This is a genomic window from Brotaphodocola sp. (genome assembly GCF_983179755.1).
Window position 1 is genome coordinate 18,268 of sequence record NZ_CFAHBC010000019.1, and the last position, 14,307, is coordinate 32,574.

Genomic DNA, 14,307 nt, shown 5'->3' on the forward strand with positions numbered 1-14,307 from the left:
AGCACATTATGTGGAAACGGGGGAGGCGAATGGGGTTAAAGAAAGAACAGGAACGTTGGATTCTTCCGGGACTCTGTGTAGTCGGGAGCCTTCTGCTCTATGTGGGTCTTACTTTTTTCTTGAAGGGGGAGAGTGAGATTGTCGGAAATCGTTTAGAGCGAGGAGGGTATGGGGATGGAAGCTCTGTCTATGAAGTTGAGGTTGATGGTCTTTTGGAAGAACCCGTTGATCTGACTGTGGAAGTTGAACCGCGGATTTACACGGAGCAGGAGGCGGAGCGGGTATTTGAGGAGATCATGGAGGGGATGGAGGAGAAGATTCGCGGAAAGAATCCTTCTCTGATGGAAGTTAGGGAGGATTTGAAACTGCCGTCCCGCTGGGAGGATTCCGGGGTTCGTCTTCTGTGGTATTCGGAGAATCCGGAGTGGATCAGCGCGGCAGGTAAGATTGAAAAAACGGTGGAGGAACCGCAGAACGTTCAGCTTCAGGTGCATATGAGTGCCGGAAAGTATCAGGCAGAATATCTGATATTTCTTCGTCTTATGCCAGCGATCCAGACGGATGAGGAAGCCCTCAGATCGGGATTAATCAAGGAAATTGCAAATCGGGAAGAGAGTGATCGGAGTGAACCGTGGATGGAGCTTCCTGAAATTTATGAGGGAAGAAAATTAACTTATCGGAAGAAGGAAGAAAATCTGTATGCAGTGATTCCGATTCTTGGAGTGGTGATGGCTGTCTTGCTTTTGAGTCAGGAGGGCGCGGAACAGAAGAAAAAAGAAAAACTTCGGGAAAAAGAACTGCTGATGGATTATGCGGAACTCGTGTCAAAGCTGATGGTTTTAATCGGTGCCGGACTAACGGTGAGAAGTGCGTGGGAGCGCATGGTCAGGGATTATGAGTCAGCTCTTGACGGAAAGCGGATCAAACGCCGGGTCGCCTATGAGGAGATGCGCCAGACTTCTTTTGAGCTTGCAAATGGAATTGCGGAGTCTGTCGCATTTCGGGAATTCGGTCGCAGGTGTGGGGTACAGCAGTATCTGAAGCTCAGCAGTCTTTTAGAACAGAATCGTCGCTCGGGCATGAAAAACCTGAGAGCAATTCTTACGGCAGAGATGGAGGATGCATTTGAGGCGCGCAAGAATCTGGCGAGGACAATGGGAGAGGAGGCGGGAACAAAACTGCTCGCACCACTGTTTATGATGCTTGGCATTGTGATGGTGATGATTATGGTGCCGGCAATGATGTCGATGGGATAGTAAATAGTAGGGAGCGGAATTTGGAGTAAATTTATTGCGAGGCATGAAAAAGCATGTGGTTTGGAATGTGATTTACAGAAATCAGATTGCAGTACATGAGTAGAAATTTCCCGAACCGTAACGAAATGAGAAAGGAGAAAAAGATGAGAAACGAGTTTGTTGAATTTATGCGTCAGGAAGACGGTGTTGGCGTGATCGAGGTGGTTTTGATTCTGGTGGTGCTGATTGGACTTGTAATCATCTTCAAGGAGCAGATCACCAAATTGTTAAACAATATTTTCAAGGAGATTGAGAAACAGTCGAAGGAAGTATACTGATGCAAAAACAAAAAAATGTGGGTGCTCAGGTCACAGTATTTCTCAGTCTGGTGATGATGTGTCTGTTCGCTTTCTTCTGTGTTCTATTGGAATCAGCGCGGACAGCTGGAGCGAGATGGTACCTGCGGACAGCGGTCTCTTCTGCAATGGATTCGGTCTTTGCACAATATCACAGGGAAGTTTGGGATTCCTATCGCCTTTTCTTTGCAGAGTATGATGTGCCGGAGAAGATGGAGGCAGATTTTGCCTCCTATCTTCAACCGTATCTTGAGGCGAAAAACTGGTATCCGATGGAGCTGGCATCTGTGACAGCGGAAAATCAGCTTTTTGCAGTGGATGATGATGCAGTCTATTTTGAAAAAGAGATTCTGGACTACATGAAATTTGGCTTCTGGAGAAGTGAATTTCAGGCAGAAGAGGCGAAAGACATCATCGAGAGAGGAAGGGATGCGGTGGCAGTCAAAGATACTGCCACCCTTTACCGGAAACATGCGAAGCAGGCACTCAAATTGGAAAAAGTACTTGAAGAGATCAGCGAGAATCTCAACTGTCAGGAAGAGTGGAAAAGAGAAGGTCTTTCCTGTCTGCAAGACTATGATGGATCGGGATTTCGAGAGCAGGCAAGGTCGTTGATCAAGGAGCTTGAGAAAATGCCCGGTCTCGTGGAGAAATACCGAAAGCAGGCGGACAAGCTCGCGGAGGATCTTGCAGAGACTCGAAAAAAAGTTGAAGCAAAATCCGATGAGATGAGTGCAGAGAGCATGGAATTGATGATGGAGGAAATCCGAGAATATGAGGATTATGTCTCGGAAGACGGAGTTCGTCGGAGGGAAATCGAGGCACTCGAGGAAAAGTCGAGAGAGCAGATCGCGTTCGTGGAAGAAGTCATCGAAGAATCTCTGGAGGTTGAGCAAGAGATCGATGACTGGGAGAGCGATGATGAGGATGATGACGGACCAGATCTTGAGGAATTATGGAGTCCGGTGGAACGCCATTTTCGGAGACTGGAAATTCCGAGACTTTCTTTTTCCTATGGCGTAAAAGATAAAGAAAAGGAGAATCTGCTTGAAAAAGTTGAGGAGCTCTTTCGGGATGGAGTGCTCACTCTGTTGATTCCGGGGGACCGAAAGCTGTCTGAAAAAACGGTAGATTTGAGTGAGGTACCATCCGCAGAGCATGGGGAGAGCAATCGAAACGTCGGAATCGCGTCGCATTTTATAGTCAACCAATATGATGGCATATTCTTTAAAAATTTTTGCACCGGGCAAAAGAAAAATCAGTCAGATGGAGAGAACAGAGAGATTCAGGCAGTTCAGATTCAGGCAGTTCAGATTCAGCAGGGTCAGGCATCTGGAATAGAGGGTGTAGAAGTAAAATCAGGCAGAAAGGTTTCTTTAGATAAGGATTCGCAGGGAGATTCTAAGGACAGTGAGGAAAACAAAGATCCTGATGGGGATACCGATTCAGAGGAGACTATGGGAAATGCAAATGCTCATCCGACCGCTTTGGATTACGAAGTCGAATATCTGATTGCTGGAAAAGATTCTGATAAAGCAAACCTGATGGGAGCGCTGGAACGTCTTCTTGCGGTGCGAGAGGGACTGAATTTGCTTCATATTCTCTCAGATTCTCAGAAGCGTTCTGAGGCGAGAAAGTTGGCGATGGAGATTACCGGACTGGCGAGCGCTTCCCCGCTGATTCTTGTGACAACATTTCTCGTCATGTCTGTCTGGGCGCTCGGAGAATCTCTGATGGATATTCGGGGACTATTAGCGGGAAAAAAGACTCCGATCTGGAAGAAAAAAGAAGACTGGAAATTGGAGCTCTCCGCCCTGCTCTCAATCGGAGAAAATAAAAAGGTTGAAGATGGCGGTGGAAAGCGGGGACTTTCCTACCTGTCATGGCTAAAAATCTTGTTACTTCTCGGAAATGGCGTAACACAGGAATATCGGATGATGGATTTGATAGAAAAAAATATCCAACTTGGCCAAAGTGAATTTCATATGAGAGATTGTCTATATCAGAGTGAGATTTGGACGACGGTGGAAGCCAAAAGAGTGTTCTTTTCACTGGGATTTGTGGAGCGTCAGACCGGAGGGGGAGATCCAGTCTATCAGATGGAACTTCTGACAGAGCGAGCATATTAAGCCGATGCTTACAAAGACTAAAGAAATAGTTAGATGGTTGATAAAGATGAATGGAGGCGGAGTGGCATGCCTTTTTCCATGGCAGTTTTTTCTTATATCAAAAAAATAAAAATCGTGACTCTCCAAGTACGAATCCTGATTATGAAAAAAAGATTGTGTTTATATTTAAAGTGTCGTGAGAAAAAGGTATGCCGGTCCGTCTCCGCATCTATGACGCTTGAGGCATCACTGGCGTTAAGTCTCTTTGTATTTGCATCTGTAAGTTTGATTCTGCCGATGAAGATCATGACAACTCAGAGAAGGATTCAGGCAGGATTGGAATCTGCATGTGAGGATCTCAGTAAATACGGTTATCTGGCAGATGCAATTTTTAAAGAAATGGCAGATCTTATTCCGGGCGCAGACGAGTCGGATCTGGAATTTGGAAAGAAAATTTTGGAGACAACGGCAGTGATTGCGTATGGGAAGACAGTCGCAATGTCAAAAGTGGATACCGAGCAAATCCGGTCCGTGTCGATGATTCATTCTGCTGTCACAGAAAATGGAGAGATTGTGGATCTTGTGATGGAATACGAGATTCAGATGCCGTTTCCGGTTTTGGGATTAAAAAGCATTTCGACGACTGCGAGAAGCAGACGGCGCATGTGGACGGGAAAGAGCGGATTATCCTCCTTAAGCGGAGGCGAGGAGAGCAAGGAAGAAGATCCGATTGTATATGTCGGAAAGGCAAGCACGCGTTACCACTTAAGCCGGGAGTGCCACTACCTTTCAAGTAAACTGACGGCTGTCCCGTTTGAAGTGATTGGAGAAAAGCGAAACACGAATGGAGGAAAATATTACCCGTGTGCAGTTTGTGGATCAGGGGCATCCACAGGAAGCAGTGTTTATATTGCATCGAGTGGGAGCAGTTACCACACGACAAGGGGATGTCGATCGTTGATTGCATATGTGAGGGCAGTGCATTTATCGGAGGTAAAGCATCTGGGGGCATGTTCTTACTGTGGAAACAGGTAGTGGAGAAATGTGTAGGATAAGGAGGAATTTCGTGATAGGCATAGGAATTTTTGCAGGCTTTCTTACTTTTTCTGCGATTCAGGATTTGCGAAAAAAGAGAGTTGCGGTATGGATATATATGCTTTTTGGAGGATTGGCATTATTGTGGGCGGGATGCCGGATTGTGAGAGCACGGGAAACGTATGTAATTTTGGATCATTTAGCCTCTATTTTGATTGGAATCGTGATTCTGCTTGCGGGAATATGGTCGGACGGTGCAGTCGGTTCGGGAGATGGATGGTTTTTCTGTGTGACAGGGGTGATTCTCGGATTTTGGGAGAATGTGATGTTGCTCTTATACGGAACTCTGCTCTGTGGACTTTTTTCATTGGGATATTTTTTCTGGGGAAAGATTCATCAAAGGGAGGGTGTGGGAAAGACGATGATTCCCTTTCTTCCATTTGTGGCAATTCCAGGGATCTGGCTGATTGTTGAGAGAATATCGTGAATATTTCAATAATTCAAGAGAATCAACCTGTCAACTCCCACATCGAAAGGAAGATCAGAATTGAAAGAAAATTCTTTTATAACTTGAAAGTCGGTGTAAATGAAAAATGAATATCAGAATCGAAAAAGAAAAGATCAGAGATACGAAGAAAAAGAAGGTTGCGAAAGCAAAAACGGAGAGAAGAAACGAAGAAAAAGGGAAAACATATGCAGAGCGGATGAGCAGAGGGCATCATGATTTGCCAGCATCCTACACTGTGGAGACTGCCGGAGTGATGGCAGTTGTCCTGTTCACGATTATGATTTTGATGGGGCAGGCGCTTAGGCTCAGCGGGGAGACAAGGGGAATGTTTCAACTTCATGAACAGGTCGAGAGAGTTCGCCATGAACCGGAACATAAGGAAGATAGAACGATCTCAATTCAATCAGGTGGAAATGGATGGAATCTCGAGATCACTGCTCCAGTGTTTCGCCCGGAGAATTTTTTGAGATTATGGAGTCTTGCGCAGGATGTGCAGTCTGGTAAGTAAAGGATTTTGTTTATGAAAATCAGTTATCGAAGAGAGATGAAACATAATTATCTGATTCTGGATTCAGAAGATCTTGAATGGGATGGGTATGAATGTCGGATGCTTGTAGCAAATTCCATTGAAGGGATTTTGCGGTTTCAGCTTCGTCAGATCGATGAGAAGATTTACTTTTATTATGAGATTACGTCGAAACAGCCGTTGGCAAGAGTCTTAGAGGGAAGAACGATCCGAGTCGGGGAACTGCGCAGTTTTATTATCGGGATTGTGCAGATTGTTGATCGAATGGAAAAGTATCTTTTGAAAGAGAGTTCAGTGATGTTGACTCCGGAATATCTCTACATAGAACCGGAAAATTTTCGTGTCTGGTTCTGTCTCATTCCGGGGATTCAGCGTAACTTCCCGGAAGATTATTCTAAACTTCTGGAATATCTGCTTGGAAAAGTCGATCATCAGGATAAGGATAGTGTTGTTTTGGCGTATGCGCTCTATCAGGAGACGCGAAAGGCAGATTATGGAATGAATGATATTCTCCGGATTTTGCAGACTTTTGGATATCCGGAGCAGGGGACAAGCTCTCGGGGCTGGGATAGAGGTCTAATTTTGGAGGATGAATCTGAGAATGGAGAGTGGGTGGACTACCGATCAAATGATGGCATGAATGAGGAAGCGGGGAGAGACAACAGCGATTTATTTTTGAAGATGCAGAACGGGAAAACAAGGGTGAAAATAATCAGGATAGCATTGATTCGTCTGAATGGAGAAATGGAGAGCAGAGCGGAAAGCGAATCGGAAGAAAAGAAAAAAGAGAGGCAAGGCGGGAAAGAAAACGGAGAAAAAAAGAAGAAAAGCAGAGAAAAAAGGAGATGAGACGGGAGAAAACCGAGGAGAGCGGGCAAAAGAAGAGACTGTGGGTGCGATTTAGGCGTTGGTGGAGGCGATTGTGGGGACGAGAGAAAGGAGTGCCAGATGGTGAGGAGTCAGTCTTAGAAAGTCAGTATCAGAAGGGAACGGAAGGACGATTTGCAGAGGGAGAATTTGCGGGTGAAGAGATTTTTCAGGATCAAGGATCTACTGGAGATTTGAATGATAGAGGAGATGCATGGGGCGCGCAGAATGGTAATTCCTGGGAGAACATGTTTGCTCCGGAGGAGGACGGACTGATTGGAACAATAGAAGCCTCAAAATCATCCTCCAAGATAGATCAGGGAGAGATGGACTGGTCAAAGTGTTCATTCTCAAATGTTGAACAGGATACGCTGGTGCTTGGAGAGTTAAATTTGAATCTTGCACAATCAAAAGAAAATCATCGTTTGCTTGCATTAGACCCAGGCTTGCCGGACATCGAACTTCGATATTATCCGTTTGTCATCGGGAAACAGGAAAATCTGGTGGACTTTGTGCTTGAGCGGGATGTGGTGAGTAGGCTTCATATGAAGATTGATCTGGTCGATTCGGAATATACCATTGAGGATTTGAATTCTACGAATGGGACATTTGTCGCCGGAAAAATGCTTGAGGCAAATGAGACTGTTACGATTCGAGAGGGCGATGAGGTCAAGATTGCAGATTGTCGATACCGGTTTGTCCTATGATCAGAATCACTGCGTTTTTTCGTTTCACTGTGGTTAATGCAAAAAAGCACCACTGGCGATTTGTCCCTTCGTTGAGCAGATAACTCAAAAGAGGATTGTCTCCCTTCTCTTGAAAAATCTTGTGATTTTCCACCTTATAGAGAAAGGGAGACATCGACTCTGGATCATCCCAGACAACCATTGCAACTGTTGCAACCGGAATTTGATCCGAATACCTGCTCCAACAGTTTCTTTCCACTTGGGGTTGCGGCAAGTCCACCTTCAGCCGTCTCTTTGAGTGTGGAGGACATTGCATCGCCGACCTTTTTCATTGCCCAGATGACTTCATCGGCTGGAATTGCGCTCTCGATGCCAGCGAGGGCAAGTTCGGCAGCAACGAAGGCTCCGGCAACACCGGAAGCGTTGCGCTTGATACACGGGATCTCTACGAGACCGGCAACCGGATCGCAGACGAGACCAAGAATGTTTTTCAGGGCAATGGCGACAGCGTGCGCAACCATTTCCGGAGTACCGCCGGACAGCTCAGTGATAGCAGCGGCAGCCATGGCGGCGGCGGAACCGCACTCAGCCTGGCATCCACCTTCTGCTCCAGCAAGGCAGGCGTTGTCTGCAATTACCATGCCGACGGCGGATGCTGTGAACAGAGCCATGACACAATCATCATGGGAACAGCCCTTTTCTGCTTCCATTGTGAGGACAGCGGCTGGAAGGATTCCACAGCTTCCAGCTGTCGGGGCAGCGACGATTCGACCCATTGCGGCATTGAGCTCGGATACAGCCAAAGCGCGGTAGAGCGCACTCGACATCAGAGAGCCGGTCAGACTTTTGCCAGATTCAGAGACCTGGCGCATCTTGTAGGCACTTCCTCCGGTCAGTCCGCTGGTGCTTCGGATATCCTTCTCACTTCCCGGATCGATACAGGCAGTCATAACCTGATAGTTGTTTTCCATCTGACGGAAGATGTCCTCCTCAGATCGCTCTAACTGATCCGCCTGTTGTTTTAAGACCAGTTCAGAAATGCGGGTCTTACTTTCTGTGGCAGTACGGACGATGGATGCGATGGTGTGATAATCAAAATGAAATTCCATAATCGTTTTCAGTCTCCTTCCGGTCAAATTGGTTTCAGCATGGTGCTGGAGTAGATGTTATCCAGCTTCTGAATTCGATCATTCAGATCTGGATCAATCGTTCCTTCCAGTTCGATGGTCATGACAGCTTCTCCCCCTTTTTCATTGCGGGAAAGACGGAAATTGCAGATATTGGCACCGGTTTGTGCCACTTCCTCTGTTACGGAAGCGATCGTTCCGGGAGCGTCGCGGTGGAGGACGATCAGGGTTGTGTACTGGCCGGTAATCGAAACATCCATGCCGTTGACTTTTGTCACAAGAATATTTCCACCGCCGATGCTGCTTCCCTGAAGACTGACTGTGCGGTTGTTGGCATCTGTCAGAGTAATCAGAGCTGTATTTGGGTGGGCACCATCAATTTCGCCGGTTGTGATTTCAACTTCAAGTCCTTCTTTTACCGCAAGGTCGGGTGCAAAGCGAATTCTCTCATCATCGGTATTCATACCCATAATACCGGCGATCAAAGCCTTGTCTGTACCATGACCACGATAGGTTTTTGCGAAGGAACCGTGAAGAAGGATGGAAGCGTGAACTGCCGGAGCACCGAGGAGGGCGCGTGTAATACGCCCGATTCGTGCAGCGCCAGCAGTGTGAGAACTGGAGGGACCGATCATAACCGGTCCGAGAATATCGAATACATTCATCATCTGCGTGCCTCTCTAAAGTGTAAGGATTATGACTAAAAATAGTCGTTGAGTATCTTTTTATTATAGACGGAAAGTCTCATAAAAGAAAGGAAAAGGCGAAAATTATGAAAATCTTTTTTAAATAAACAGAGAGAGTATTTTTCTGTTACTTTATGGGAGAATGAAATGAAGAATATAATTGTGGTTGAAGATAAAAAAATATCTAAACAGTATGAAAAAGATTTGTAGTAGTGGATAAAGAAACATAAAAATAACAAATCTCCTTGACATAAACAGAATTTACGGCTATACTTGTCACGAAAATAAATAACGGGCGTGTTACTGGTTATGCAGGCATCAACCTTTAGAGAACATTTTCCAAGTATGGTGTGTTCTCTATATGGTTGATGCCTTTTTTGTTTCATAGGAATGATTTCTGGGAACCCGGGAAATCCTAGAAGGTGTTTGAAACTTATTTTTGCAGAACAAAGAATGCAGACCGTGACAGAGCCTGACTAAAACAAGGAGAAAGAAAATGAAAGACAAGGTATTTGGGGTGCTCCAGCGAGTGGGGCGGAGTTTCATGCTTCCGATTGCAGTTCTTCCGGTTGCAGGACTGTTGCTGGGAATCGGCAGTTCCTTCACGAACGAGACGACAATTGCGACATACGGACTTCAGGGACTTTTGGGAAATGGAACCCTTCTTCATGCTCTGCTCGTCATCATGAGCAAGGCAGGAAATGTGATTTTTGATAACCTTCCGATTATTTTTGCAGTTGGTGTTGCGATCGGAATGGCTCAGGCAGAGAAGGAAGTAGCAGCATTGTCTGCGATGATCGCTTTTTTTGTCATGCATGCATCAATCAATGCGACGTTACTGATTTCAGGAAAGATTCTTGCAGATGGATCGATAGCAAGTGATGTTCTCGAGGGAACGATTGCGGGTGTATGTGGAATCCAGAGTTTGCAGATGGGTGTATTTGGTGGAATTATTGTGGGACTTGGAGTGTCTGCACTTCATAACCGTTATCACAAGATTGTGCTTCCGAATGCACTTTCGTTCTTCGGTGGTTCTCGCTTTGTTCCGATCATCTCGACTGTTGTGTATGTGGGTGTCGGAATTCTGATGTGCTTTATCTGGCCGACCGTTCAGAACGGAATTTTCGCTCTCGGCGGACTGGTTACGGGAACTGGATACTTCGGAACCCTGATTTTCGGAATCATCAAACGTGCACTGATTCCGTTTGGTCTTCATCATGTTTTCTATATGCCATTCTGGCAGACTGCTGTTGGCGGAACGATGATGGTAGATGGCAATCTTGTTCAGGGTGGTCAGAACATCTTTTTTGCACAGCTCGCATCTTCTGATGTGACACATTTCAGTGCAGAGGCAACCCGTTACTTCTCGGGTGAGTTTATTTTCATGATTTTTGGACTTCCGGGTGCGGCACTTGCGATGTACCGCTGTGCAAAGCCGGAGAAGAAGAAAGCAGCAGGCGGTCTTCTGCTGAGTGCGGCACTTGCCTGTATGTTTACCGGAATCACAGAGCCGATCGAGTTCTCTTTCCTGTTTGTAGCACCGATGCTCTTTGCTGTTCAGGTAGTTCTTGCAGGAAGTGCCTACATGATCGCTCATATTTTAAATATTGCAGTTGGACTGACGTTCTCGGGTGGTCTTCTGGACCTGTTCATCTTCGGTGTTCTTCAGGGAAATGCGAAGACGAGCTGGATGCGTATTATTCCGGTGGGAGTGATTTATTTCCTTCTGTATTACTTCATTTTTAGTTTTCTGATCAAGAAGTTTGATCTGAAGACTCCGGGTCGTGAGGACGATGATGAGGAGACAAAGCTGTATACAAAGGCGGATGTCAATGCACAGAGAAATGGCGGAAATTCCGGAAGTAATGCAGGTGTTTCCGGCGGATCAAATGCAAATGGAAATTCGGATGAGAAGAGCGTGATGATTGCGAGAGGTCTCGGTGGCAAGAAAAATATTGTCTCCGTGGACTGCTGTGCAACGAGACTGCGCTGTACGGTTTCTGATTCGGATCTTGTTGATGAAAAGATGCTTAAGGCAACCGGTGCAGTCGGAGTTGTAAAGAAAGGTCAGGGTGTTCAGGTTATTTACGGACCGCAGGTAACGGTGATCAAGTCCAATCTCGAGGCGTATCTTGAAACTGCTTCCGAGGAGGAGACGGAACCGACTGTAAGCGTAAATAATATGGCAGCAGAGACTGTGGATACACAGAAGGATAGCAAAACGAGCAAAGACCATGCAGAGACTGAGATGACAGCAGAAGAGAAGGCAACTGAGAAAGAGGTTCATGAACTCTGCTCTCCGTTTCGTGGAACTTTAAAACCGATCACAGAAGCACCGGATGAGGCATTTGCGAGCAAGGCAATGGGAGATGGATATTTTGTAATGCCGGAGGATGGAACGGTTGTGGCACCGGAGGACGGTGAGGTTATGTTTGTTTTCCCGAGCAAGCATGCGATCGGAATGAAAGCTTCTGATGGAACCGAGTATCTGCTTCACATTGGTGTCGACACCGTAAAACTTGACGGAAAAGGATTTGAGGTTTTCGTCAGCGATGGACAGAAAGTGAAAAAGGGCGACAAGCTGATGGAATTCGATCCGAAATTCATCAGAGAGAATGCGGTGAGCGATGCCTGCATCGTGATTTTCACCGGTCTGACAGAGGGACAGCAGTTGAAACTGGAAGGGGAGAAGACAGTGAAACGGCTGGAGAAAGTTGGTCAGATCTGCAAGTAGGATTTAAGAAAGTATTTGAATAAAGGGAGTATTTTTTATAATACCTTCTGCACATTGCGGTTCTTCTGATATCATGTATAATGATAATTAGAGAAGGCAGGTGCGGGAGGTATTTTTATTATGTATCGAATTGTGAAGGTTCTGAATAACAACGGAATTTTGGTTTTAGATGATGAATCAAAGCAGGAACAGATTTTGCTCGGAAATGGAGTTGGATTTGGACATCGGATGGGAGAGCGCATGAAGGAGCTCCCGAATGCGAGGCGATATGAGCTTGTCTCGGAGAAGACTTCAGCTTTGACGCGAGTCAACGGAATTGATCCGATTTTTATTGAAGTGTCTGGAAGGATCATCGAGGAGGCAGAGAAAGTTTTGGGGGCGCTTCATCATGATATTTTGATTCCGATGGCAGATCATATTGCGATGGCGGTTGCGCGTGCGAAAGAGAACAAAGAAATTCCGAATCCGTTTCGCCAGGATATTGAGGCGCTGTTTGAGGAAGAGTATCAGACGGCGAGACGGGGGAGTCAGATCATTGAGGAGATGACGGGAGTTCGTTTGGGGGAGGATGAGACCGGTTACATCACGCTTCACATTCACTCAGGACGCACAGAGGAAAATGTGGCAGAGTCGCTTGAGACGGCGCGGATGGTCAATGAGTGTCTGTCAATGATTGAGACAGGAATGAAGAAAAAACTTCCACTTGGATCGCTTGGCTATAATCGACTTGTGAGTCATGTCCGTTACATGATTGCGCGTGCGCGAAGGGGCGAGAAAGCGAATCTTGATATGGAGGATTATGCAAAGGGAACCTTCCCTCATGAGTATGAGCTTGCGGATCAGATCTGTCGGAAATTGGAAAAAGAGAGCAGGCTGAAATTCGAGCGGGAGGAGACCGGATATCTGGCAATTCATATCAAGAGAGTCATGGGATGAGGGATTAAGAGATTATGTAAAAAAGTCAGTCTTGATTTGAAACGCCTCCTATGCTATACTCGTATCCGTTGTCAAAACCCGCAAAAACCAAGGTCTTAAAGGGCTTACGCCGGGAATCGAGTGTTCGTGACCTTCCACTCGTAAAACAAAACTAGAGGAGAGAAAATAGAATATGAGTAGTTCTAAAAACAACGTGCAGTTTATGACAGAGGCTGCGATGATCGCAGCAATTTACACCGTGTTGACACTGGTGCTGGCACCGATCTCTTATGGTCCGGTACAGTTTCGTGTATCAGAGGCACTCTGTGTGCTTCCGTACTTTACGTCGGCAGGAATTCCGGGACTTTTCCTTGGATGCCTGATTTCAAATGGTGTTGGTATGGCAATGGGAACCACGATTCTTCCAGATGTGGTATTTGGAAGTCTGGCAACCCTGATCGGAGCAATCGGTTCCTATGTACTTCGCAAAAATAAGTGGCTGGTATGCATTCCGCCGATTGTGGCCAATGCGCTGATTATTCCATTTGTTCTGCGTTATGCATATGGTTCTCCAGATCTGATTCCGTTTATGATGCTGACGGTCGGAATCGGAGAGGTGCTTGCAGTCGGTGTTCTCGGAAATCTGCTCCTGACTGCACTGGAAAAATACAGTGGACGCATTTTCAGAAAGAATCATATTTAAGGTTTATACCCAAAGAACCAAGCGGAACCCGCTTAACACAAAAAGCCGTACAACCTGGAGAAAATTTCGGGAAGTACGGCTTTTTTGCATGGTTAAATTATTAGAGCATCTAGAGCATCTGCATATAAGCAAGCAATTTGTTGATTGCAATCGCACCGACGATGATAAGCACAATCAGGATCACAGCGGAAATTTTGAGGAAAAACCGCTTGTAATAGAGATAGGCCTCTGCAAAATCCTGCTGTTCAAGTGAGGTTGGAATCTTTCCGGTGGCGAGTCGGCGAAGATAAATCCAACCGTAAATCGGAATGTTCATGCACATGAAGGTGTAGAACCATGAGCGAATATCGTTTTCCAGATATTCATCATCATCCTCGTCGCGATAATCGTCTTTATAATCTTCTTCATCGCCATACACATCAGGGAAAATATCGTCATCTTCTTCATCAATCACTCCATGAGCGTTTCCTGAAAACATAAATTTTTGATGCGTATTTTGAGACGGCGTGGGCGTCGTATTGGAAGCGGAATCTGGGTCAGAAACCGGAATTTCACCAGGTACCTTTGTTGGTATCTCGCCAGATACTTTTGCAGATGTTTCATCCGATACATTTGCAGGCATTTTGTTCGCCACGTTAACGTTAGTGGGCATTTCACCAGATTCTTCCACAGGCGCTTTTTGATTTTGGTTTGGCTTCACGAGGGAAGCTCCCGGATATGGCTGAGGTTCCCGATTAGGTTTCACCGGATCTGCGATTCCCGAAGGAGTTTGAAATGCCTTGAAATTCGTTTTGTTTGTCTTGTTCATCTCATTCCATCCT

The 14,307-nt window shown here is 46.0% G+C and carries 14 protein-coding genes; 11 read left to right on the top strand and 3 right to left on the bottom strand.

What is annotated here, in order from left to right; translation table 11 throughout:
• The first annotated feature begins 29 nt into the window (after positions 1-29).
• The 8 genes from AC4EVX_RS08250 (at position 30) to AC4EVX_RS08285 (ending at position 7,342) form a co-directional block, all read left to right on the top strand.
• The gene (locus AC4EVX_RS08250; RefSeq protein WP_177978373.1) at positions 30-1,256 is read left to right on the top strand and encodes a hypothetical protein; all 1,227 of its coding nucleotides are present in this window, start codon (positions 30-32) and stop codon (positions 1,254-1,256) included.
• A 143-nt stretch (positions 1,257-1,399) separates the two neighbouring features.
• Positions 1,400-1,573, top strand: a complete 174-nt coding sequence (locus AC4EVX_RS08255; protein ID WP_177978374.1) for a Flp1 family type IVb pilin — start codon at positions 1,400-1,402, stop codon at positions 1,571-1,573.
• Positions 1,573-3,720, top strand: a complete 2,148-nt coding sequence (locus AC4EVX_RS08260) for a DUF5702 domain-containing protein (protein ID WP_177978375.1) — start codon at positions 1,573-1,575, stop codon at positions 3,718-3,720. Before AC4EVX_RS08255 ends, AC4EVX_RS08260 begins: the two co-directional genes overlap by 1 nt.
• A gap of 141 nt (positions 3,721-3,861) precedes the next feature.
• Entirely contained in the window at positions 3,862-4,734 is an 873-nt protein-coding gene (locus AC4EVX_RS08265) for a hypothetical protein (RefSeq protein ID WP_490159969.1), read from the top strand.
• 7 nt (positions 4,735-4,741) lie between these two features.
• Entirely contained in the window at positions 4,742-5,221 is a 480-nt protein-coding gene (locus tag AC4EVX_RS08270; RefSeq protein WP_331681963.1) for a prepilin peptidase, read from the top strand.
• Positions 5,222-5,327: 106 nt separating this feature from the next.
• The gene (locus AC4EVX_RS08275; protein WP_490159970.1) at positions 5,328-5,750 is read left to right on the top strand and encodes a hypothetical protein; all 423 of its coding nucleotides are present in this window, start codon (positions 5,328-5,330) and stop codon (positions 5,748-5,750) included.
• Between the two features lie 12 nt (positions 5,751-5,762).
• Complete coding sequence (locus AC4EVX_RS08280; RefSeq protein WP_490159971.1) at positions 5,763-6,617, top strand: DUF6382 domain-containing protein; 855 nt, start codon at positions 5,763-5,765, stop codon at positions 6,615-6,617.
• Positions 6,614-7,342 (top strand): FHA domain-containing protein, encoded by a 729-nt coding sequence (locus tag AC4EVX_RS08285; RefSeq protein WP_490159972.1) that lies wholly within the window; start codon positions 6,614-6,616, stop codon positions 7,340-7,342. Before AC4EVX_RS08280 ends, AC4EVX_RS08285 begins: the two co-directional genes overlap by 4 nt.
• 164 nt (positions 7,343-7,506) lie before the next feature.
• On the opposite strand, the gene sdaAA is transcribed toward AC4EVX_RS08285, so the two are convergent.
• Together sdaAA and sdaAB are read right to left on the bottom strand one after the other, a co-directional pair.
• Positions 7,507-8,430 carry an L-serine ammonia-lyase, iron-sulfur-dependent, subunit alpha gene (gene sdaAA, locus AC4EVX_RS08290; RefSeq protein WP_177978379.1) on the bottom strand — a complete coding sequence of 308 codons (924 nt, stop codon included), beginning with the start codon at positions 8,428-8,430 and terminating at the stop codon, positions 7,507-7,509.
• Between the two features lie 23 nt (positions 8,431-8,453).
• The gene (gene sdaAB, locus AC4EVX_RS08295; protein ID WP_177978426.1) at positions 8,454-9,113 is read right to left on the bottom strand and encodes an L-serine ammonia-lyase, iron-sulfur-dependent subunit beta; all 660 of its coding nucleotides are present in this window, start codon (positions 9,111-9,113) and stop codon (positions 8,454-8,456) included.
• Positions 9,114-9,630: 517 nt separating this feature from the next.
• On the opposite strand from sdaAB, the gene AC4EVX_RS08300 reads away from it, so the two are divergent.
• The 3 genes from AC4EVX_RS08300 to AC4EVX_RS08310 all read left to right on the top strand — a co-directional run bounded on the left by AC4EVX_RS08300 (position 9,631) and on the right by AC4EVX_RS08310 (position 13,486).
• Positions 9,631-11,868 carry a PTS sugar transporter subunit IIABC gene (locus AC4EVX_RS08300; protein WP_490159973.1) on the top strand — a complete coding sequence of 746 codons (2,238 nt, stop codon included), beginning with the start codon at positions 9,631-9,633 and terminating at the stop codon, positions 11,866-11,868.
• Between the two features lie 120 nt (positions 11,869-11,988).
• Positions 11,989-12,804, top strand: coding sequence for a PRD domain-containing protein (locus AC4EVX_RS08305; protein WP_177978381.1), 816 nt, complete (start codon positions 11,989-11,991; stop codon positions 12,802-12,804).
• Positions 12,805-12,976: 172 nt separating this feature from the next.
• Positions 12,977-13,486, top strand: coding sequence for a QueT transporter family protein (locus AC4EVX_RS08310; protein ID WP_308450265.1), 510 nt, complete (start codon positions 12,977-12,979; stop codon positions 13,484-13,486).
• A 109-nt stretch (positions 13,487-13,595) separates the two neighbouring features.
• On the opposite strand, the gene AC4EVX_RS08315 is transcribed toward AC4EVX_RS08310, so the two are convergent.
• Complete coding sequence (locus AC4EVX_RS08315) at positions 13,596-14,294, bottom strand: hypothetical protein (protein WP_177978382.1); 699 nt, start codon at positions 14,292-14,294, stop codon at positions 13,596-13,598.
• Between the last annotated feature and the right edge of the window lie 13 nt (positions 14,295-14,307).

Excerpts from the sequence above, each read along its gene's own strand:
- AC4EVX_RS08250 (WP_177978373.1), top strand. The coding sequence starts at position 30 with ATGGGGTTAAAGAAAGAACAGGAACGTTGGATTCTTCCGGGACTCTGT.
- AC4EVX_RS08255 (WP_177978374.1), top strand. The coding sequence starts at position 1,400 with ATGAGAAACGAGTTTGTTGAATTTATGCGTCAGGAAGACGGTGTTGGC.
- AC4EVX_RS08260 (WP_177978375.1), top strand. The coding sequence starts at position 1,573 with ATGCAAAAACAAAAAAATGTGGGTGCTCAGGTCACAGTATTTCTCAGT.
- AC4EVX_RS08265 (WP_490159969.1), top strand. The coding sequence starts at position 3,862 with ATGAAAAAAAGATTGTGTTTATATTTAAAGTGTCGTGAGAAAAAGGTA.
- AC4EVX_RS08270 (WP_331681963.1), top strand. The coding sequence starts at position 4,742 with ATGTGTAGGATAAGGAGGAATTTCGTGATAGGCATAGGAATTTTTGCA.
- AC4EVX_RS08275 (WP_490159970.1), top strand. The coding sequence starts at position 5,328 with ATGAATATCAGAATCGAAAAAGAAAAGATCAGAGATACGAAGAAAAAG.
- AC4EVX_RS08280 (WP_490159971.1), top strand. The coding sequence starts at position 5,763 with ATGAAAATCAGTTATCGAAGAGAGATGAAACATAATTATCTGATTCTG.
- AC4EVX_RS08285 (WP_490159972.1), top strand. The coding sequence starts at position 6,614 with ATGAGACGGGAGAAAACCGAGGAGAGCGGGCAAAAGAAGAGACTGTGG.
- sdaAA (WP_177978379.1), bottom strand. The coding sequence starts at position 8,430 with ATGGAATTTCATTTTGATTATCACACCATCGCATCCATCGTCCGTACT.
- sdaAB (WP_177978426.1), bottom strand. The coding sequence starts at position 9,113 with ATGAATGTATTCGATATTCTCGGACCGGTTATGATCGGTCCCTCCAGT.
- AC4EVX_RS08300 (WP_490159973.1), top strand. The coding sequence starts at position 9,631 with ATGAAAGACAAGGTATTTGGGGTGCTCCAGCGAGTGGGGCGGAGTTTC.
- AC4EVX_RS08305 (WP_177978381.1), top strand. The coding sequence starts at position 11,989 with ATGTATCGAATTGTGAAGGTTCTGAATAACAACGGAATTTTGGTTTTA.
- AC4EVX_RS08310 (WP_308450265.1), top strand. The coding sequence starts at position 12,977 with ATGAGTAGTTCTAAAAACAACGTGCAGTTTATGACAGAGGCTGCGATG.
- AC4EVX_RS08315 (WP_177978382.1), bottom strand. The coding sequence starts at position 14,294 with ATGAACAAGACAAACAAAACGAATTTCAAGGCATTTCAAACTCCTTCG.